Here is an 18,793-nt window from a genome sequence, read left to right on the forward strand (position 1 = left end):
GACGGCGGTCTTCGCGTAGGACGGGAGCAGGAGCGAATCCGCGGGGCCGTGCAGAGTGCAACGCACCGGTCTCGTGGAACTGGACGTTCACCCGGCCGCGACGACGGATATCCTCCTGGACGCACTGACCCGGTTCCGGCCGCACGTCGTCCACTTCTCCGGCCACAGCACGGGCGACCTGATCGAGTTCGAGCAGGATGTGGACGCACCCCACCAGGGCGCCATCGTGACCGCTGGCGCGTTCGCCCGGGCCATCGCAGCTCTGGATGAGAAGCCGCTGCTGGTCCTGCTCAACTCCTGTCACTCCGCGGCGCAGACCAAAAACCTGGTGGACACCGTGCCGTTCGCCATCGGCATGTCCGACTCCATCGGTGACACCGACGCCATCGTGTACGCCGCGCGGTTCTACGCCTCCGTCGCCGAAGGCCAGTCGATCCAGTCCGCGCACCTCCTCAGCCGGGCGGCGATCGAGCTGAGTGGTCTTCAGGACCACGACCTTCCGACGCTGGCCTGCGCCCCCGATGTCGACCCCGGTGCGACGCGTCTGGTGACGCCTCCTCCGGCGTAGCTGGGCGACGGGCGCATGGTGCCGCTCACCGAGGAGGACTTGACCCGTTTGCTTTTGCACACGAAGCGGACCGTCGACGTGCTCGGTTTCGTGCCCTTCGGGATATCGATCCGATCAGTTACGGGCGGCCGTACTACGCAGGTCCCGGACCAGGCGCCGACCGCCCGTACGCGGTCCTGGTTTCCCTGATGCGGGTAGAAGAGCCGCTGTCGCGGAGGCTGCGGCGGCGCTCGATACCATTACGGGCCTGAGTGGGGAGGGCGACACGGTGAACGTGTTCACGTGCCGTAAGTGCGGCGAGCTGTACGACGCCGGGGTGTCCCTGGCGAAACCTCACGCGTGCAGGCAACGGCAGGCGACCGCCGGACGGCAGACGACCGCCGAATGGCGGGAAAGCGTCGGATGGCGGGAGGGACAGGGATTCGGTGGGGCGCGCCGTCGGCTGCGACGAGAGCGGCGGGACTTGCGGATGGCCGCGGCCTGGGGGGTTCTGTCAGGTCTGGGGGCCGTCGTGTCGATCCTGTCCGGCGGCCGGGTACGACGTACTGACTGGGTGAAGGCCGCACGGCAGCCGCGGGCGGGCGGGTTCGGCGCGGGTGGCGACGGCGACAGCGCTGGAGACTGACCAGGACCAAGACGCTGACGGCCCACAGGCACGCGCCACCGCAGGTCAGGTTGTGCCCTCCACTCGGGAAGCTGCGATGAGACCCCAAGTAGCTCTGCGTGGTGTTCCGATTTCGTCCGCCGCGATCACGTCACAGGCCCGAAGCCCTTAACTACACGGCCTCCGCAAAAACCCGTTGGCCGGACCACGGCGACCACTGCTACTTTTCCGGAGGCCGTGCGAGAGAACGAGGAGGTGGTACCCGTGAACGTATCGACGTGGGTGCTCCCCTCCGGGGTCACGGTCGGGCGATAGGTCGTCCGGGAGCGCCGTCCCTGCGCACTCCCGAAAGGCACGACCTTGCAATTCACTTCCGAACAGCGCCTCGACGACGGCGTCCTCGAACGCGAATTCACCCTCGGCGAGATCCCCGGCACCCTGTGGACGCCCGAATCCGCCGCACCGGCCCCGCTGATCCTGATGGCCCACAACAACGGCCTGCCCAAGAGGGACGCCCGGCTGGTGGCCCGGGCCCGGCACACCGCGGCGTACGGCTACGCGGTGGCCACCATCGGCGCCGCCGGGTGCGGTGACCGGCCCCGTTCCGCCGCCGACGAGCAGGCTCGCGCCGACCTCCGCCGGGCGATGCAGGTCGGCGAGCCGGTCGATGAGATCTTCGAGTCCTTCGTCGGCCCGCTGGTCGAAAAGGCGGTCCCGGAATGGCGGACCACCTTGGACGCCCTCCTTTCGCTGCCCGAGATCGGCGGCCCGGTCGGGTACTCGGGGTGGACCGCCGTCGGCATCCGCCTTGCGGTGGCCGAGCCGCGCATCGCGGCCGCCGGTTTCTTCGCCGGGGGTTACGTGCCCCGCGCCCAGCGCGAGGAGGCCCGGCAGGTCACCATTCCGCTGCTGTTCCTGCTGCAGTGGGACGACGAAGGGAATCCCCGGCAGCGGGCCCTGGACCTGTTCGACGCCTTCGGCACCAAGGAGAAGACGCTGCACGCCAATATGGGCGGGCACACCGGTACCCCGTGGTTCGAGGTGGACGACGGGAACCGGTTCTTCGGCCGGCACCTGAAGTGAGGCCGGGCCCTCAGGTCGGCAGCAGACGGTAGGCGGTGTCGGCCAGGATGCCGCTCATCGAGGACAGGTCCCGGCCCTCCTCGATGGTGGTGGCCGGCAGATGCACGACCGCCTCGATCACGGCGGTACCGGCCATCGGCGGTACCCGGCCGGTCGGGGCGGCGCTCGGCCACCAGCGCCTCCATCAGCTGGGCCCACGCCGTGAGGCACTCGGCCCGTACCTTGCGGCTCGCCAGGCAGGCGACCGACTCGACCACCAGCGCCCGGGCCGGGGTTGGCGGCCAGCAGCCGGCCGTCTGCGAACCAAGCGCAACATGGAGCACCACGCCAAATTCCACACCGAACGCTGGTCACAGGCCGTAGTGAATACACGCAGGGCTGCTTGGGGTCTCATCGCAGCTTCCCGAGTGGAGGGCCAAGTGGCCTTCGAGTGGCCACGGTTCGTGAGATTCGGCAACGGGATCTGAGACCCCACAATTGGCGACGGGCAGTAGTTCGCCGGTGGCAGACAGGGAAGATCCAAGAATGACTGGCCAACGAGCGCAGGGACATGTCAACCTAAACGACCTTCCCCGAAACTCCCAGGTCAGAGAGGTGATCGCCCGTGACCGTGACTCCCGTGAGCCCCGGATTCTCCACCATTGTCCAGGTCCTGAAGTTGCGTGACTGGCAGCTTGGCCCGGGCCAGCCCACGCTCGTGATGGATCAATTCTCCGCCGACGACTTCCGCATGGTCGTGGACGACCGCGCCGACGTTCACGTCAATTCGAAGGACGGCCGCTTCTACTTGGGGTGGTTCCCGCTCGGCCGCCCCGGGACCGACGGCGAGGGATGGAAGATCGCCGTCACCGGCACCGCGAAGGTCCCCGGGTACAGCATCTCGTTCGACACCGAGACGCCGGCCGATATCGTTGCCGCCGCCGTGACGCGCGTGCTGGGGACCTCCCGGCCCCTGTGAGGGGCAAACTCGAGTCGGCTTCGGGAGACTCGACTCGGCCCTGCAATCCCTCTCCCACCCATCGAACGGTGCGATACTCCGCCGTCCTGTAAACCTGCTTCCCCATGCAAGGAGACTTCCCGTGGAGCCCTCGGAGATGACCGTCGGTGATCTCATAGACCGTCTGTCCACCTGCGACCGGACCGCGCCCTTGCGGCTGGCGATGAACCCGTTCTTCCCCATGGCCCACCGCGCGGCGCTGGTCGTCGAAGCCCGCGATGAGGCCGGACGGCCCGTTGTCTACCTGGCCGAGGGACGGGACGCGGACAGCCAGCTCGGGCATCTGCCGCCCGAGGTAGCCGTCGCCCTGACCTGGCAGGCCCCCGTCCAGCCGCCACCGCGCCGCCCCCGCCGCACCGCCGGCGGTAAGTAGACCCGCACCGAGCCCTTGGAGGCGCCCCTGAACCCCAACTCCCCGTTCGACCCGTCCACCCCGAACCGCGCCCAGCCCGCGTACTGGGTCGGCCCTCGGCACCTGGCCGGTGACGACGGACGTCTCTACGACGCCGTCGCCGACACGCTCGCCGGTCTCGGCTGGACGAGCCTGGCGATTGTCCGCGGACGGCAGGAGCCGGACGAGGCGCCGGAGGACCGGCAGGTCTTGCGCAGCACCGTCCTTCACATCAGCCCCGACACCCTCCGGTGGGCCCAATGGGTGCTGCCGGACGAGCCGTTCCACCTGGGCGAGCTGCCGATTGCGTGGCAGGTCTCCGCCCGCGAGGACGGGACCACGCCGCTTGCGCAGTGGTCCGCCTACTTCACCCCCGACGTCCCGGGCGAGGTCCTCGTTGACTTCCTCCTCGCGCTCGACGCCCGTGACCAGCCCACCGCCGCGTTCACCGGGCCCGAGCTGGTCCTCGACGCCGTCACCACGCACGGCTGGCTCCTCGATGTCGACCAGCCCGACGCTGGGGCTACGGACCCAACCTTCACCTCTCACCTCAGCCTCGGCGAGGTGCCGCCCCTCATCCAGGACGCCGACCCCCGCACCCTGACCGTCGCGGCGGACGAGACGGGACCTGCCGGATGGCAGGCATGGGCACAGCCTGTCCTGGGTGCACCCTGCCTGTGGGCCGTGTCCTTCAGCGCCAGCGTGCCGCACGACCTCGTCGCCGCCTTCGCTGCCTCCCTCAGCTCCACCGCGCCGGTCCTGCGCCGGGTCCTGCCCGAGAGCACGCGGGACCGACTCCTGCGCGCCCCGGCCGGCTGAGTACCGGCGCACCATTCGCATACGAAAGCCCGGCCCCCCGATTCGGGGGGCCGGGCTGTGTGCTGTACCGGCCTGCTCCTACGCCTCCAAGCGCCGGATACGCCACGGCGCCCCGGCCGTTGTGTGGCCTGGGGCGCCGTGGCGTGGGGGGAGCGTCAGCGGGATGCTGTCGCCTTGGCGAGAGCCTTGTCGAGGTGACGGTCGACGAGGGAGGGGGAGCCGGAGACGTTCACCAGCACGTTCCCGGCGCGGACCGTGGTCTGCTTGACGACGCTGTCCTGCCCGCCGGCGGAGAAGGTGAGGAGCATGCTCCACCGCTCGTCACCGAGCTGGGGCGCGGACATCTTCTGCGTGGTGACGTCGATCGCGTTGCTGCCGACGAGGACCTGGTACTCCGGGCATCCGGTCATCGCGGCGAAGATCCGGCCGGTGTCGTCGGAAAGCTTGTCGGCGGAGTCGCTGTACAGCTCCTCGGACACCTCCGAGTCGCTGCCGCCCGTGTACGTGAAGGACGCCTTCGCCTTGCGGGGGAAGTCGAGCGAGCCTCCGGTGATCGCGTCGCCGCCGAGCTTGTCCAGGGCGGGGCAACCGAGGACGGTGACGTCGTCGTGCTGCGCGGGGCGCTCGGGCGCGCGGGTGTAGCCGCTGCCGAGGTCGTCTTCGTCGAGCAGGAGAGGCTCCAGCGCGGCCGACGATAGCGGCGCGGTCTGCCGTTCGCCGTTCGCCGGGGTGCCGGCGCGGGCAGCGGACGAGATGGCGGGCTTCGCCTCGCTGGAGTTGGTGGAGCAGGCGGGCAGGGCGAGGACGGTGACGGCGGTGAGGCCGAGGGCGGTGGCGACGCGAACACGCACGGAGAGACCCCTTGGTGCTATTTAGGTGGCAGGTCGGGCAGTACGGGCCCGTGGGCCCGGTGGGGTCGCAGGGGAGGGGTCAGTGGCCGAGGTGGCGCAGGCAGTCCTCGAACGTCGCGTGCGTCGCATCCGAGGGGCCGGAGTGCCGGTTGAACCAGGCGGTGTCCAGACGCGGTTCGAGCTGCTCGTGCCCGGCCCGGCAGCGCAGCCACACCTGACCGCGGGTGGAGATGATGAGCCAGTCCCGGTACGTCTCGCACTCGGCGCAGGCGACGACCTCGCCGTCGAGGACGACCGGCCACGGCCAGGGCATCATCCGGCCCTCGACCTGATCGTGGCTGGGCACCCGCAGCTCCGGCGGCAGGAAGTCGGCCACCGCGGGTGCCGGCTCAACGGGCGGCACCGGTACCGCGGCCGGTTGTGCGAGGTGCGACAGCGCCGCCTGGTCGGCGGCCATGCGCGTCTGAAACTCCGCGTGCTGCCGCAGTATCCCGGCGATCTCTTCCTCCGCGCGGCGGCGGCGTATCCGGTGGAACAACCGTGGTCCTCCCTCGTCTCGTCCTGCACACATGATGATCGTGCCCCAGCTCCCCGACCAGCTTCCATTCACAAAGCCAACAGTCATTGCCTGCGGCTACGGGATCCGCTCCGCCCCTGCGCCGGCCGCTGCGCACGGCGCGTGGACCGCTCTGCGCCGTGACCCTCGGGTGCCACGTCGGTGGTGTCGGCGGGAAGGCCCGCAGCCCTGCGCAGCCGCCACACGAGCACGTCACTGACCGACTCCGCACTCTCCATTTCCCGTCGCCCAGCCGCTTCGGCGAGCAGGACGGCTGGGTCGTGGTCGGCGCTCTCGGCGTCGGCGAGAGTGGCGGCGAGGGCGTACCAGCCAGGCTCGGCCAGGATCTGCTCGGCCAGCTCCGGCAGCGCCTCGCGCAGCACCGCCGTCTGCCGCTGCCGCAGAGGGCGGTTGAGGCGTCGGCCGCGCTGGTAGAGAGCGCCGAGGGGCTGCGCGGCGGCGGCCTGGTAGGCGGCACGCAGATGCTCGGCGGCCTGGCGGGCGGCGGCGGCCTGCTGCGCGTGGTTCTTCTTCGCGTGCCAGTGGGCGGCGGCGGTGATGAGGAAGAACAGCATGTCGATCGCCATCGCGGTGGTCGCACCGTCCTCGCCACGTCCGAGCGCGGGACCGCTGCGGACGAGGTCGCGGGCGGCCTGCCGCAGAGCACGGTCGTGCCCGCGCTCGGCCCGGACGTGGGAGCGGGAGGCCCGCTCGAACGCCCAGGCCGCTTCCCGCAGTTCGCGGCGGGTGTGGGCGGCGGAGGTCTTCGCCAGCGCGTCCAGGACCTCCCCGGCCGCCGCGATGTACGCGGCGGCCACCGTGTCGTCGCCGTGCTCGACGACCAGCACCGCCTGCCACGCGGCCGAGGCAGTACGTCGGCGGGCGGAGGCCGCGCCGCTCGGCGCGGTGTTCGGGGCGTGGCTGTCGGCGGACCAGCGTTCCCGGATTCGGGGGAGGGACAGGTCCGGCGCGAGTCGCGCGCCGGGGTAGAACACCGGCTCGTCCTGGGCGTTGCGGTCGTCGGGCAGGGCGACCTTGTACCCGAGCAGGTCGCCGGACGGGGCGGCCCGCTTGCGGATCAGCAGGCCCGCGGCGGCCAGCCGGTCGAAGAACTCCTCCTCGCTGGTCGCGCCGGCCACCGCGCGGCGCACGGTCTCGCGCAGCTCCTCTCGCGCGGTCCGCTCCCGGCCCTGGCGCTCGGCCTTGTGGCGTTCGGCGCTGGTGGGTCTCTGCGCGGCAGTGCCATCGCCCTTGTTGAGACGGCGCAGGCCCAACTTCACTTCCAGAGTGCGGGCTTGGGCCTGAACGCGGGCGGCGTCGTGGTCGAGGTCGGGCTTGTAGCCGTCCTCGCGGACGAGGGTGGCGACGATGTGGATGTGGTCGTCGGCGTGCCGGACGGCCGCCCACCGGCAGCCTGCGCCCTGGTCGGGGTCGTCGATGCCGGCGGCGGCGACCATGCGGCGGGCGATGTCGCCCCACTCCTCGTCGCTGAGGATGCGGTCCTCGGCGGCGTTGCGTACGGACAGGTGCCAGACGTGCTTCTTCGGTCGCTCGGCCTCGTCGATGTTCTCCAGGGGCTGGTCGAGGAGTTGCTGGAGCTGCTTGAGGGTGGCGGACTCGTCGCGGCCGGGGTCGGGGGCGTTGTGGTCCCAGGAGGCGACCAGGTGCGGGTCGGTGTGCTCCTCGTACTTGCCCGGCCCGTACAGGTAGTAGAGGAGGCCGAGGGTGCGCTGCCCGCGCTTGTGGATCCTGGGGATCATGCCGGTCGTGTGTTCCTAGTCCTGGTCGAGGAGTTGGTCGGTGGCGTGCTGGACCCGTTGGATGGCCCGTTCGGTGGCGGCGATGACGGCGTCGAGCTCGGGCGGGTGGGCTCCGGCGTTGATCGCGCGGGTGATCTGGTTGAGGTTGTTGCCGACGTGACCGAGGTGCCGGCGGGCGGAGAACAGTTCGGCGACGAGTTCACGGCGTCCGGCGATCGCGGCGGCGGTCGTATCGAGGTCGCGGGCGGCGGCGAGGCCGCTGCGGGCCAGGAAACCAGGCAGGGTTGTGCGGGCGGCGGTCGCAGCGGCGGCGAGCAGGGTCTTCTCATCGTCGTTCAGGCGGACACTGCACACGTAGGCGCGCTTGTGCGCGAGCGGCTTCGGTGAGCGCTTGCGCGAGGTCTTCTTCGCGTCGCGGCGCTTGCGCGGCGACGGCTGCTTCTCCGGCTGCGATCCGCCCTCGGTCGCTGCCTCGCGGACCAGCACCCCCCGGTGCTGGTCCGCTCCCGCCACCCCCGGGGCGGGCCCGGCCGAAGACGCCTTCCCCGACGGGGAAGAGTGTCTCGGCCGATAACTTGCTCGCCCCGAGACCGAGTTGAGCTTCGACTCGAGGTCCGGGGTGTTGCCGTTCTCGTTCGGGTTCGTCATCGGGTGCGGGGCCTCGTGGTGCGGAGGCGATGCTGGATGGCGGCGACCATCTCGACGACGTCGGCCGGTCCTGCGAGCACGCGCACGGGGCCGACGGGCTCGTGCTGGACGAGCCACTGGCCGTTCGGAGCGAGAACCGCGGCGTGCAGGAGCCGATGGCGGACCAGGACGTCCGCCCAGGCGCCGGCCTCCGCGCTGGTCGGCGCGGACGATCGTGCGATGCGGGGTTCGATGGTGGTGCCTCCTGGAATTGGGCGGTGGCCCGGCACTGGGCCGGGCCACCGGTTGCGCTAAGGGGCCGTGAGCTGCGGCTTTGCTAACGTCAGCCGCACTCGGGGCAGCGCCCGACGTGCCGGCTGAGGGCCTTGGCCATCTGCTGCTTCGCCGACAGTGCGTGCTTCGCGCTGCTCTTCGCCGCCGGCCTGCCGGCATGCCGCTCGGAATGGGCGCTCAGGAAGCCGATTTCCCGCTCGAACTCCTGGCGGATCGTGGCGAAGCGGCGGCAGGTCTTCATCGGGCGGTGCTCCTTGTCGTCGTGGCGGTGGCGTCACTCCGCAATTCGCGAAGTACGAGGCTTAGTCGGTCGTTTCGGCCCCCCGTGAGGCCCTCGCGCCGGAGGATTTCCCGGAGCTGGACTCGGGTGACGGTCTCGTTGCCGTCCCGCTCCAGGAGGGCGGGGACGTGTGGCCGGACCTGCTTCACTAGCTGGTCCACGGACGCCTGCAGCTCCCGCGACGGGCGCTGCGTCTGTTGGTTGCGGGACCGGCCCCCGCGCTTGCCCTTGGCCTTCACCGTCGGCTTCCGGCGGAGCGGGACCTTGTGTCCCCGGTCCCCGGTGGGGTTGGTCCCCGTGTCGGTGTCGGTGTCGGTCGGTCCCCGGTCCCCGGTGGGGGCGGTCCCCGACTCAGCGTCGGTCGGTCCCCGGTCCTGTCCGGGGTGCTGAGCAGGCACTTCGTGTATCTGTTCGCCGATCCCCTCGCCGCTGTCGAGGGACCTGTCGGTCCCCGGCTCAGACGCTTCGGTCCCCGCTTCTGTGCTCACGGTCCCCGCTTCACGGTCCCCGGTTTTCGGGACCGTGCTGCTGCCGGGTGCCGGGTCGGTCCCGGGGACCGGTCCCCGCTCTTCCTGCGCGGACCGGTCCCCGCCCGGGACGGCGTGGGGGCGGGGACCGTCGCTGGGGACCACGGCTTTCAGTGGGGCGGTCCCGCCGATCGGTTCGGGGACCAGGCCCTCTCCGCTGGAGTGCGGGGACCAGGGGGAGGGCAGGGGCACGGTGGCGAGGGCGAGTGCGTGCCGGCGGGCGGCGAGCTGGTTGAGCAGCTCGGCCCGCTGGGCGGGGTCGGTGCCGACCGAGGCCCGGCCGATTGCCTTCGACAGCCGCCGGGCGAGCCGTCGGCCTCGTCGGCTCGTTCGCTGATCCGGAGTGCGTTCGGCGAGACGGGCGGCGAGGGCGACGGCTCGGGCGGTGGCCCGGTCGCGGGTGATCTGTGCGGCGTCGCGGTCCCGGGCGGCGATGCCGAGGCGGGACAGCAGCCGCTCCCGCGCCTCCCGCCCCAGGGTGGCGAGCAGACCGTGGGAGGCGGCGCCGGGCGTACGCAGGCGCAGTTCGATGCCCATGGCTAGGTGCCACAGCATCGCCGCCATGATCGGGCCGACAAACGCCCGGACGGTGCCGCCGATGGGGCCGCTCTCGGCGTAGGCAGGGATCACCTGCACTCCGGTGATGACCCAGACCAGCGTGCCCGGCAGCCCGGGCGCCCCTTGGACGGACAGGTTCTGGCGTGCCATGAGCGCGGTCGCGAACAGCGCCAGTTCGGCGGCGGCGAACATGCCGGCCCGCTCGGCGGTGCCGGCCATGTCGAGGTAGTCGGCGGCGAACCGCCAGCTCGTGTCCGCGCTGTAGGCGGTGCAGCCGAGCGCGGCGAGGGCGGCGACCTTGACCGCGGGGATACCAGAACGTTTCTTCTGAGGGCTGGCTCCCCGACGGTGGATCGCCCAGCCGGTCAGGACCAGGGCCAGGACGGCGACGGGGATGCCGACCGCGAGGAGGACGGACAGGTCCGGGGCGGCGCCGAAGGACAGGGAGAGGTGGGTCATGCGGCCTTTCCGAGAGGGGCGTGCGCGGAGGTCGACTGCACGGGGCGGGACGCAGGCTGCTCCTTGGCGGCCTGGCCGGTCGCGGGCTTGCTCGTGGCTGGCTTCGACCGCTTCCGCTTCTTCTTCCGCCGCTGGGGCACGCCCTGGGTCAGGTCCCGGTGGAAGACCTTGTGGGCGGCCTGGGTCAGCAGGTCGCGGGCGTGCTCCTGGGTGACCTGCAGGGCAACGGAGAGCCGGTCGGCACGCCAGCCCCGGGCGTAGGCGTGGTCGATGACGACCTGCCGCTCCTTGGCGGTGAGGTGCACGTCGCGACCGTTGAAGACCGCGATCACGCGGTCGTAGTCGAGCCGTTGGGGCAGCCCGTCGTGCCACGGCCGGCGTTCGGCCTCGGTGAGCCCGCCCCAGATGCCCTCCTTCAGGACGTTTTCGAGGGCGAAGTTGAGGCAGTCCCGCTTGACCGGGCACGCGGCGCACAGCTCCTTGGCGTCGGCTATGGCTTCGTGGTCCCGGGGCAGGGGAAAGAAGGTGGTGTCGGCGTCGTCGAGGTCCATGCCGTGGCACACGCCGTGCGTGTGCCAGCTGGTGTCGCCGATGCCGCGCAGGCCGGTGGCCGGCGCGTTGTGGGTGGTGATGGTGCGCAATTTCTGTCTCCGATGTGCTGCCGCGTCGGCCGGTCGGGTCCGGGGTGGGCGGACGCGGGCGTCGGGGTCGGCTGCGGCGCGGGGCGGGCGTCGCAGCCGGGGCGGGGTGGTGGTGTGCGGTGGCGCACCGGACGGGGTGCACCCGAGGGGTGCGCCGGTCAGGCCATCGCGGGCTGCTGGGCGTGCTGCGCTGCGGCGAGGTCGACGCGGCCGGGGTGCGGGGTGGCTCGGGGGGCGTTGCCGCGAGCGTCGCCGTCGAGGCCGATGCGCCGGCGCCGGCACGGCTCGCCGACCTGCGCGTGGCACCACTCGCACTCGACACCGAGGAAGTCCGGCTGGCCCTGGGCGATGGCTGCCTCGCGGGCCGCGCGGGCGGGCCGGTAGGGGGCAAGTTCGGCGCGAACGTCCTCCGGTATGTACCGGCCGATCGCCTCGAGATGCGGTTCGAGGTCGGGAGGGACCTGGCCGCCGGTGATCTGCCGGTGCGTCGCGGGCGGGACGGCTCCAGTGGAGACTGCGCGCCGCGTGCGGACCAGCTCGGCCTGCCAGGCGGCCGGGTCGTCCGGATCTGCGGCCGGTGTGGGGTCGGTGTGCCGCGACAGGCGGTCGCGTCGGTAAGCGCGCCACTTGCGGGCGACGTCCACCGGCAGGATCGGGTACGGCGAGTCGAGGATGTGCCCGCGGGCGACGACGCGGGCGTCCCACCCGTGCGCGGTGGCCAGGGGCACGTCACCGAGCAGCTCGTGCCACTGGGCGATCTGGTCGCGGGCCTCGCCCTTGTCGGTGCGGATGAGGCGGGGGTCGAGTCGGCCGAGGTAGGCCAGCAGGGCGCCGACTTCGTGTGGGGTCACGGGGGTGCTACTCCGTTCCGGTCGGCTCGTCGAGGGCGGCGAGGAGGGCGGCGGTGTGGGCCTCGGCTCGGGTCATGCCGCCAGCGGGGGCGGGGCCGTTGCCGGGCAGGGCGTAGAGGTTCGGGCGGCCCGGGGTGCGTTCGCGGGCGATCCAGGCCCGCCAGTCGGCAGCCCAGGCGCCTGCCGACCGGGGTTTCCAGGCGGCCCGGTGGGTGCGCCACTTGGCGTCGGCGGAGCGCAGGCCGTCCTCGCCGAGGCGGGTGAGGTGACCTTGCTGGCGGGCCCAGGCGTGGGTGGCTGGGTCGACCTGCCACTGGCTGGCCGGGGTGACGGCAGTACTACTGCTGCCATTACGGTTCACCTTCGGTTCACTACGGTTCTGGGGGTCGGAATCCGTTCCCTCCAAGGGTCGGAATCCGTACCGTCGGGGGGGCGGATTCCGACGCGAGGGGCCGGAAGCCGTACCGGTCGGATTCCGACGGGAGGGGCCGGAATCCGTACCGTCCTTGGGCCAGATTCCGTACTGCCGAAGCTCCTCGACCTTCAACTCGGGCACCGGATCCGCCTCCGTCGCCGCCGCGACTTCCGCCGATGAGCCCTCCTGTTCGGCAGCCTTGACCTTGGCCAGGAACGCGGCGGCGAGGGGCAGACGGTAGACCGTGGTGCGCTGTGGTCCCTGGAGGTCGTCGCGCTGCTCCAGCTCGCTACTGGTGATGAGCTTGTCGAGGGCGTCGCGTACCGCGGTCCGGCTCGCGTTCGTGCGCTCGATCAGGCTGGAGAGAGAGGCCCAGGCGGCGCACTGCTCGTCGGGCACCCGGTCGGCGATCGACAGCAGGACCAGGCGAGCAGTCCCTCGGCTGGAGCTGTGCTCCCACACCCACTCGCGGGCGTCGCTGCTCATTGGCCACTCCCGGCCGACAGGCGGGACGTGCGCGCCGGCACGGTGGCCGGGGCGGGCTCACGCCCGAGGCGGGTAGACGCGGGAAAGAGGGCGGCTGCCGCGCAGGCCAGGCCGTCGGGCCTTTTGCGCAGGGCAGAGCGCATGTAACACTCTCCTTTGGTGTTGCCACGCTGAGACGCCCCCTGGAAGGGATCAGCGTGGTGATGGTGGCGATATCCGCCTTTGCCGGGGCGGTTTGTGCCGTGAAGCGTTCGGCGTCCGGGAGTTGCACCTCTCGGGCGCCGTCGCTGTATGCGGGCCTACCAGGCCCGGAGCGCGCGCATGCCGTTGCTCCTCGGGTTCGTCGTGCCGGGCGCGCTGCCCGGGGGACGACGAACATACGCACGACCCTGCGTCAAGATCCAGACTTGGTTCTTAAACCCTGTAGAAGTCGCGCGGCCGGGCGCGAAGCGGGTCGGATCGCTGTCCGCAGGAAACAGTGCGAGTTCTTCTCGGTCGTCACCGCGCCAGGACACCTGGTGACCGTCTCGATGATCTGCGCGCCTGCCCGTGTGGCGAGGCGGCGGGCGCGCCCAGGGCATCCTGCCGACCGTCGGACGGCGTGGCCTGGCCCTCGCCTCGTTGCGGCGTCACGGGTCCTCAGTGGCGGTGTCCGCACGGCGTCCCCCTCCCTGTCCATCTGGGCTGCGAAAGCACTCTCTGTGCATTCGCAGCAGTCGATGCCGGCGTGATGACAATAGACCAGGGAAGATGGATCACGTCAACTGGGGAGAATGGAACGGTTGCACCTGACGGTGTATCGTTCACGCCAGTCGAAGCAGTAGCTCCTCGAGTCAGTGAAGGATGGGCCCGCATGAGCGAAGGAGTGCCCACGAAGCAGCGCACCCTCGCGCAGAAGCTCGATCACCTCTTCGTGACGATCCACCCGAGGGACCGCGGTGCGTACAGCTATGAAGAGGTGGCGTCGGGCATCGAGCGGTCGGGAGGGCCCACCATCTCGGCGAGTTACATCTGGAGCCTGCGGACGGGCAAGAAGGACAACCCGACGATGAAGCACCTGGAGGCCCTCGCCGGCTTCTTCGGTGTCGCGCCCTCCTACTTCTTCAATGACGAGTCCGCCGAGCGGATCGCCGCCGAGCTGTCACTGCTCGCCTCCATGCGGGACAACCGCGTGCGAGATGTCGCCCTCAGGGCCTCCGGTCTGTCGGCGGAAACCCTCGAGACGATCAAGGGGTTCATTGAGAGGGCCCGCACCTTGGAAGGGCTCGCCGACGACGAGGCGTCCAGTCGGTAAACGCAGCGCGACCGGGAGTCGTACGGCCGCTGTCCGGTCGAAGCTGTGACGCACGCCACTCTGTGGGTTTCGTGCATGACCTATGGCAGTGCCAGGGTTTATTGCGGCTCTATTTAGCCTTGATCAAGTGATGCCGAATCAGGCGCATTCCTTGATCGTCGCGCTGTTGAGCGGAATTTGAGCATGCTATTGGCATATTCCCCTGAGCGTTGACGTATCGTTCCCGTGCCGGAATACACGATTCCGGTGCCGCCTCTGCCGCGGTCACGTACAGCGCCACCTGCGGAGTCGAGTTGTCGTTGCGTAGTCGAAGAGAGCAGCCGGGCGGCAGACGTCAAGACCGCCCGGGCTTCGGGGACGTGCTCGCCTCAATCGACATCCCGGACCCGTTCGACGTCCAGGTCTTCTGCGCCCGGATCGCAGCGCAGCGCGGCCGTGCGCTCCATCTGCACAGCGTCCCCGGCATCTCCGGCACCGACGCCCCGTGCGGTGTCTGGATCGCCACCGAGAAGGCCGACCATGTCTTTCACGAGGCAGCGACCAGCCCACTGCACCAAGACCACATCATCCTGCACGAGATCGGCCACATGCTCCTGGGCCACACGTCGATCATCGACGGCGTCCAGTCAGCAGGCGGCTTGTTCGCGGACATCGACCCCGCCACCGTGGTCAGCCTCCTCACCCGGGCCAGCTACGGAACCGAGGACGAACGGGACGCCGAGCGATTCGCAGGGCTGATCGCCAACAAGGCCGCCGCCCCCCGCACCGGCAAGGCCGCCCGCAGCAGCGTCCTCCAGCGCCTGGGCGACGCGCTCAGCGACTCGTAAGCGCGCCCCGGAATGATCGACACACTTCCTGCGGTCCTGCTGTGGCTGGTCACCGCGTGGCGTACCCCGGCCGCATGGCGCGACTCCAGCAAGCGAGTCCTGTGGAGCGCCTTCCTCGCCCTGGCGGTTGCCATGACGCTCAGGCTGTCCTTCGTCGCCGCACCCCTGGACGCCAGTCTCCGGGTCAACAACCTGAGCTCCCTGGGCAAGCACGTCGGTGGCATCGCCGCGGCGCACTCGGTTCTGACCTTCGTGCACAACATGGCCGAGGAGAAGGCGCCCGGGCTCAAGTCCTCCCGCCTGCACCTCCTTGCCCCCGTCACCGCCGCCGCCATCATCACGGTGCTGTTCTTGGCCACTCCTCAGCCGCGCGAAGCGGTGGACCTACTCGCCGAGTACGCCACCGACTGGCGCATCGCCGCCTACGGAGTGGTATGGACGGGCTACCTCGGGGCAGCACTGTTCAGCGCCTCCCGGCTGTGCTGGCGCTGGGGCCGGCAGCCCGGCACCGGCCTCCTCGGTCGCGGCCTGCGTCTCACCGGCATGGGCACCACCGTCGGCATCGTCTACGCCGCACACCGCGTTGCCTTCGTGATCCTGGGATTTCTGGGGCACAGCGTCATTCCGGCCAGCACGGTCAAGGCGATCAGCGGTCTCCTGCTCTTCACCGCATTGATCTTCATCGTGACCGGCAGCACGCTGCCCGCCGCCGGACGACTGCACCGCTGGATCCGCGAATACCGCGACCTACTGCAGCTGTACCCGCTCTGGCTCAGCCTTACGGAGGCCGTGCCAGAGGTCCGTCTCGACCCACCGCGGCGCAGGGCATCCGAGATTCTCCACCTGCGTCACGTTCACGACCGTCTGTATCGCCGCACCATCGAGATCCGTGACGCCGTTCTGGCCCTCAGCGACCACGCCCCCAGCAGCCTGCGCGACCAGGCCCGCGCCCACGTCGCGGCCTCCGGCCTCATCGGCGCGCAGGCCGACATCGCCGCGGAAGCCTGCTGGATCATTGGCGCCAAACAAGCCCGGCAGGCCAGCGAGCCCTCGTCCGGCGCGCCCCTCCCGCCCGCCAGTGGCGGCCGGGATCTGCCCAGCGAGATCCAAGCGTTGAAACAACTTGCCAGGGCCTACGACTCCGACCTCACCCGCACCTTCGCTGCCAAGCTCGACCACGACCGAACGCTGGAGATAACACAGTGACCGAGTCCCGCACGGCCCGCCTCATCACCGACGCCCTCGCGCCGGCCAACCTCGTCATCGCGATACTGCTGATCATCGGCTGGCACAGCACGAGCAGCGTCACAGGGCTCGGCTGGGGACTGCTGGCGGCCCTGTTCTGCGGCGGTATCCCGTTCGCCGTCATCATGCTCGGCGTGAAGCGCGGCCACTGGACCGACAAGCACGTACGCGTCCGCGAGCAGCGCGCCGTCCCTCTCCTCGCCACGATGGCGTCGGTAGTGATCGGCATCTCACTGCTCGTCGCTCTCCAGGCGCCCCGCGAGGTATTCGCCCTGGTCGTCGCCATGCTCGTCGGCCTCGTCATCACCATGATCGTGACCATCTGGTGGAAGGTCTCGGTCCACACCGCTGTCGCCGGAGGAGTGGTCGTGATCCTGCTCCTCGCCTACGGCGTAAGCGCGGCGCCGCTGGCACTCGGCATCGCCGCCATCGGCTGGTCCCGCGTCGCGCTGCGTGACCACACTCCCGCCCAGACGGTCGTCGGCGCCCTGCTCGGAGGGCTGGCGGCTGCTGTTGTGTTCAGCGCGATGCGCTGAAGGCGCGCATGCTGGGTGCCAGCTCGACTACCACCACCTGGTTGTCCAGGCCGAGTCAGGAAGCGAGCAACGAGTAGTAGCCCAGGTTCGCCCCGATGTCGACGAATCCGCCCCCAGGGCCCACGACGGGAGGGAGGCGATGAACGCTGAGAGGCACGGCTCCCAGCAGCCGGTGGTGCACAGGCAGCGCATTTACCGATCCTCTGGCTGTCCGAATCGGCTGTGAACTGGCGCGATGCGTCGCGTAGTCGTTCATGACGGCCCGTCTGGTCGCCGGAATTGTCAAGGGTGGGCAGCGTGGCTGATTCGCCGCCCTGGGCTCGCGGCGCAGTAACTTCCGGCGGTGCCCCGAAAACTGCAAGCGTTGCATCGCGAGGTGGGACGACAATCGCCCTGACACGCACAAGGTCACTCGCACACCAGGAGCGGTCATCAACGCGAAGCCGATCACCCCAGAAACCATGCAACGCCTGGCCTTCATCCGCCTGCTAGCCCAACAGGGCATGGAGCAGTCCCGGCTCCCTGACCCGCTCGCCGCCAGCTGCATCCTCACGTTTCACGACGCAGTCGAGCTGTTCCTCGTCCTCGCGAGCGAACACCTCGGCATCACCATCCCGGACAAGGGTCAGTTCGTCGCTCGGTACTTCGAGACCATGCACCCGGACAAAGCGGGCCCAGCCGGGGTCGACCTGGCTGGAAAGATCGGCGTCAAGCGGCTCACTGTGCAGCGCAACTCGTTCAAGCACGACGCCGCGCTGCCAGCAGGCCCCACGATCGAGCAAGCCCGGGTGGACACCAAGCAGTTCTTCGAGGAAAACACCCCCAGGGTGTTCGGCCACCCGTTCGACGGCATCGACATGGTCGAGCTCATTCCGCAGGAGCCGGTTCGTGAGCAGCTGCGGGCAGCATCCGCAGTATGGGCCCAGGGCGACCATGCGAACGGTATGGGCCTTCTGCGACTCGCCTTCGAGGAGCTCTTCGAGCAACACATCAACGGCGATGACTTCCGCGGTTCTCCGCTTGCGTTCGGTCGCCAAGTGCGCCAGGACCCGTTTCTCGGGGGCAAGGTGGCCAAGGCGCTTACGCTCGACGAAAAGGGCAAGTACGCGCCAGTGCCGCCGCGTCTGGCGGAATCGGTCGGTCGGCACGTTCAGGATCTGACGGAGACGGTCGCGAAGATGCAGTCTGCCCTCCGTGTCACCTCGCTCGGCATCGACTACCACCGATACCACCGATTCGAGCACCTCACCCCGGAGGTCTCGCGCCTCGCCAACGGACGGCGTGAGGCGTACCCCGTCGGCCCATACGCCCCGCGCGACGAGGACTTTGAGTATTGCCAGCAGTTCGTCGTCTCAGCTGCACTCAGGCTGGCTGAGATGGAGGCGCACCTGGCTCGGCCGGCCTGGCGCGAGTGATCGGGACCTGGTGTCCCGAAGCTCACCAGAGGGTCCAGGCTGTGGGATGCCGAAGTGCCCCGCCCTCCAGCGTTTCGCATCGTGCTCGGGACCTATGAACTGGCCGGAACTACGAGCCGTATGTCAACTCGTCAAAGTGCGGGTCCAAGGGAAGGTACTGATCGGCCACTGTGACGAGCTCCCGACTCGCTGCATGGTCCCAGCTGCGCACCAGCACCGACAGCCCCTCCTCCTGCAGGGCCTGGACGGGGCGGACGAAGTCGCTGTCGCCGGAGACCAGCGTCACGATGTCTCCGCGCTCCGGGTGCATGTACCGGATGTCGGTGAGCATCCTGGTGGTCAGGGCGCTGTCGACTTGCTTCTCCCGGTTGTGCGTATTGCGGCGCAGTAGATCCACTGTGAAGCCGGCGTCCCGAGCCGAGTGCTCCCACACTGCCGCACCGGGCTCTCCGTACGAACCGAACATGACGGCCTGGCCTTCTCCGCAGGTCGGCGGGAACAGCAGGCCGTAGAGCGTGCGGAAGTTGCATCGCCACGACGGATCGACCAAGCCGCGCGCACCGGCCTGATGGGCGGACGGCGCCAGGCCCCGCCGGGCTGCTGCGCATTGCATCCCAGCGACAAAGACATTGGACCCATCGACATAACAAAAGACGACTGGGAGAGATTTGTTTTTCGACATTTTCCGCCCTTAGAATGCAACAAAACT

Annotated in this window: 21 protein-coding genes; 10 read left to right on the forward strand and 11 right to left on the reverse strand. The window is 70.0% G+C overall.

The features are described 5' to 3' along the window. Positions 1–73: 73 nt before the first annotated feature. On the forward strand, positions 74–568 hold the full coding sequence (locus IPT68_RS34260) for a CHAT domain-containing protein (protein ID WP_228039877.1): 495 nt from the start codon (positions 74–76) through the stop codon (positions 566–568). Positions 569–1,532: 964 nt separating this feature from the next. Continuing rightward, positions 1,533–2,255, forward strand: coding sequence for a dienelactone hydrolase family protein (locus IPT68_RS25085; RefSeq protein ID WP_189696619.1), 723 nt, complete (start codon positions 1,533–1,535; stop codon positions 2,253–2,255). A 10-nt stretch (positions 2,256–2,265) separates the two neighbouring features. On the opposite strand, the gene IPT68_RS34650 is transcribed toward IPT68_RS25085, so the two are convergent. Then, positions 2,266–2,391 carry a hypothetical protein gene (locus tag IPT68_RS34650; protein ID WP_265583810.1) on the reverse strand — a complete coding sequence of 42 codons (126 nt, stop codon included), beginning with the start codon at positions 2,389–2,391 and terminating at the stop codon, positions 2,266–2,268. A gap of 468 nt (positions 2,392–2,859) precedes the next feature. Between IPT68_RS34650 and IPT68_RS25090 the strand changes: the two genes are divergently transcribed. From IPT68_RS25090 to IPT68_RS25100, 3 genes are all read left to right on the forward strand, one after another. Beyond that, a complete protein-coding gene (locus IPT68_RS25090; protein WP_189696620.1) occupies positions 2,860–3,213 on the forward strand; it encodes a DUF317 domain-containing protein in 354 nt (117 codons plus the stop codon). A 121-nt stretch (positions 3,214–3,334) separates the two neighbouring features. Further along, the gene (locus IPT68_RS25095) at positions 3,335–3,625 is read left to right on the forward strand and encodes a hypothetical protein (RefSeq protein WP_189696621.1); all 291 of its coding nucleotides are present in this window, start codon (positions 3,335–3,337) and stop codon (positions 3,623–3,625) included. Between the two features lie 15 nt (positions 3,626–3,640). Further along, positions 3,641–4,462, forward strand: a complete 822-nt coding sequence (locus tag IPT68_RS25100; protein WP_189696622.1) for a DUF317 domain-containing protein — start codon at positions 3,641–3,643, stop codon at positions 4,460–4,462. 155 nt (positions 4,463–4,617) lie between these two features. On the opposite strand, the gene IPT68_RS25105 is transcribed toward IPT68_RS25100, so the two are convergent. The 9 genes from IPT68_RS25105 to IPT68_RS25145 all read right to left on the reverse strand — a co-directional run bounded on the left by IPT68_RS25105 (position 4,618) and on the right by IPT68_RS25145 (position 12,767). Further along, entirely contained in the window at positions 4,618–5,313 is a 696-nt protein-coding gene (locus IPT68_RS25105; RefSeq protein ID WP_189696623.1) for a hypothetical protein, read from the reverse strand. Positions 5,314–5,392: 79 nt separating this feature from the next. Then, a complete protein-coding gene (locus IPT68_RS25110) occupies positions 5,393–5,851 on the reverse strand; it encodes a hypothetical protein (RefSeq protein ID WP_228039879.1) in 459 nt (152 codons plus the stop codon). Positions 5,852–5,934: 83 nt separating this feature from the next. Continuing rightward, the gene (locus tag IPT68_RS25115) at positions 5,935–7,629 is read right to left on the reverse strand and encodes a relaxase/mobilization nuclease domain-containing protein (RefSeq protein WP_189696624.1); all 1,695 of its coding nucleotides are present in this window, start codon (positions 7,627–7,629) and stop codon (positions 5,935–5,937) included. Positions 7,630–7,644: 15 nt separating this feature from the next. Further along, positions 7,645–8,142, reverse strand: a complete 498-nt coding sequence (gene mobC, locus IPT68_RS25120; RefSeq protein ID WP_228039881.1) for a plasmid mobilization relaxosome protein MobC — start codon at positions 8,140–8,142, stop codon at positions 7,645–7,647. Between the two features lie 457 nt (positions 8,143–8,599). After that, on the reverse strand, positions 8,600–8,791 hold the full coding sequence (locus tag IPT68_RS25125) for a hypothetical protein (RefSeq protein WP_189696626.1): 192 nt from the start codon (positions 8,789–8,791) through the stop codon (positions 8,600–8,602). Beyond that, positions 8,788–10,374, reverse strand: coding sequence for a hypothetical protein (locus tag IPT68_RS25130; RefSeq protein ID WP_189696627.1), 1,587 nt, complete (start codon positions 10,372–10,374; stop codon positions 8,788–8,790). Before IPT68_RS25130 ends, IPT68_RS25125 begins: the two co-directional genes overlap by 4 nt. Further along, the gene (locus tag IPT68_RS25135) at positions 10,371–11,015 is read right to left on the reverse strand and encodes a WhiB family transcriptional regulator (RefSeq protein ID WP_189696628.1); all 645 of its coding nucleotides are present in this window, start codon (positions 11,013–11,015) and stop codon (positions 10,371–10,373) included. The genes IPT68_RS25130 and IPT68_RS25135 overlap by 4 nt, the downstream gene beginning before the upstream one ends. Before the next feature lie 158 nt (positions 11,016–11,173). After that, complete coding sequence (locus IPT68_RS25140) at positions 11,174–11,866, reverse strand: zinc finger domain-containing protein (RefSeq protein ID WP_189696629.1); 693 nt, start codon at positions 11,864–11,866, stop codon at positions 11,174–11,176. A gap of 7 nt (positions 11,867–11,873) precedes the next feature. Then, positions 11,874–12,767 carry a helix-turn-helix domain-containing protein gene (locus IPT68_RS25145; protein ID WP_189696630.1) on the reverse strand — a complete coding sequence of 298 codons (894 nt, stop codon included), beginning with the start codon at positions 12,765–12,767 and terminating at the stop codon, positions 11,874–11,876. A gap of 853 nt (positions 12,768–13,620) precedes the next feature. On the opposite strand from IPT68_RS25145, the gene IPT68_RS25150 reads away from it, so the two are divergent. The 5 genes from IPT68_RS25150 (at position 13,621) to IPT68_RS25170 (ending at position 18,084) form a co-directional block, all read left to right on the forward strand. Beyond that, on the forward strand, positions 13,621–14,061 hold the full coding sequence (locus IPT68_RS25150; RefSeq protein WP_189696631.1) for a helix-turn-helix domain-containing protein: 441 nt from the start codon (positions 13,621–13,623) through the stop codon (positions 14,059–14,061). Between the two features lie 359 nt (positions 14,062–14,420). Then, complete coding sequence (locus IPT68_RS25155; RefSeq protein WP_189696632.1) at positions 14,421–14,888, forward strand: hypothetical protein; 468 nt, start codon at positions 14,421–14,423, stop codon at positions 14,886–14,888. A gap of 12 nt (positions 14,889–14,900) precedes the next feature. Next, the gene (locus tag IPT68_RS25160) at positions 14,901–16,094 is read left to right on the forward strand and encodes an MAB_1171c family putative transporter (RefSeq protein ID WP_189696633.1); all 1,194 of its coding nucleotides are present in this window, start codon (positions 14,901–14,903) and stop codon (positions 16,092–16,094) included. After that, positions 16,091–16,669, forward strand: coding sequence for a phosphatase PAP2 family protein (locus tag IPT68_RS25165; protein WP_189696634.1), 579 nt, complete (start codon positions 16,091–16,093; stop codon positions 16,667–16,669). The genes IPT68_RS25160 and IPT68_RS25165 overlap by 4 nt, the downstream gene beginning before the upstream one ends. A gap of 461 nt (positions 16,670–17,130) precedes the next feature. Further along, positions 17,131–18,084 (forward strand): hypothetical protein, encoded by a 954-nt coding sequence (locus tag IPT68_RS25170; protein ID WP_189696635.1) that lies wholly within the window; start codon positions 17,131–17,133, stop codon positions 18,082–18,084. A gap of 109 nt (positions 18,085–18,193) precedes the next feature. Here IPT68_RS25170 and IPT68_RS25175 read toward each other — a convergent pair whose 3' ends face one another. Further along, positions 18,194–18,766, reverse strand: a complete 573-nt coding sequence (locus IPT68_RS25175; protein ID WP_189696636.1) for an NYN domain-containing protein — start codon at positions 18,764–18,766, stop codon at positions 18,194–18,196. Between the last annotated feature and the right edge of the window lie 27 nt (positions 18,767–18,793).

The sequence above is a fragment of the Streptomyces chromofuscus genome, assembly GCF_015160875.1.
GTDB classification, from domain to species: domain Bacteria; phylum Actinomycetota; class Actinomycetes; order Streptomycetales; family Streptomycetaceae; genus Streptomyces; species Streptomyces chromofuscus.

Coding starts and splice junctions, on each gene's coding strand:
- IPT68_RS34650 (WP_265583810.1), bottom strand. CDS start 2,391: ATGGCCGGTACCGCCGTGATCGAGGCGGTCGTGCATCTGCCGGCCACC.
- IPT68_RS25115 (WP_189696624.1), bottom strand. CDS start 7,629: ATGATCCCCAGGATCCACAAGCGCGGGCAGCGCACCCTCGGCCTCCTC.
- IPT68_RS25125 (WP_189696626.1), bottom strand. CDS start 8,791: ATGAAGACCTGCCGCCGCTTCGCCACGATCCGCCAGGAGTTCGAGCGG.
- IPT68_RS25130 (WP_189696627.1), bottom strand. CDS start 10,374: ATGACCCACCTCTCCCTGTCCTTCGGCGCCGCCCCGGACCTGTCCGTC.
- IPT68_RS25145 (WP_189696630.1), bottom strand. CDS start 12,767: ATGAGCAGCGACGCCCGCGAGTGGGTGTGGGAGCACAGCTCCAGCCGA.
- IPT68_RS25150 (WP_189696631.1), top strand. CDS start 13,621: ATGAGCGAAGGAGTGCCCACGAAGCAGCGCACCCTCGCGCAGAAGCTC.
- IPT68_RS25160 (WP_189696633.1), top strand. CDS start 14,901: ATGATCGACACACTTCCTGCGGTCCTGCTGTGGCTGGTCACCGCGTGG.
- IPT68_RS25170 (WP_189696635.1), top strand. CDS start 17,131: ATGCAACGCCTGGCCTTCATCCGCCTGCTAGCCCAACAGGGCATGGAG.
- IPT68_RS25175 (WP_189696636.1), bottom strand. CDS start 18,766: ATGTCGAAAAACAAATCTCTCCCAGTCGTCTTTTGTTATGTCGATGGG.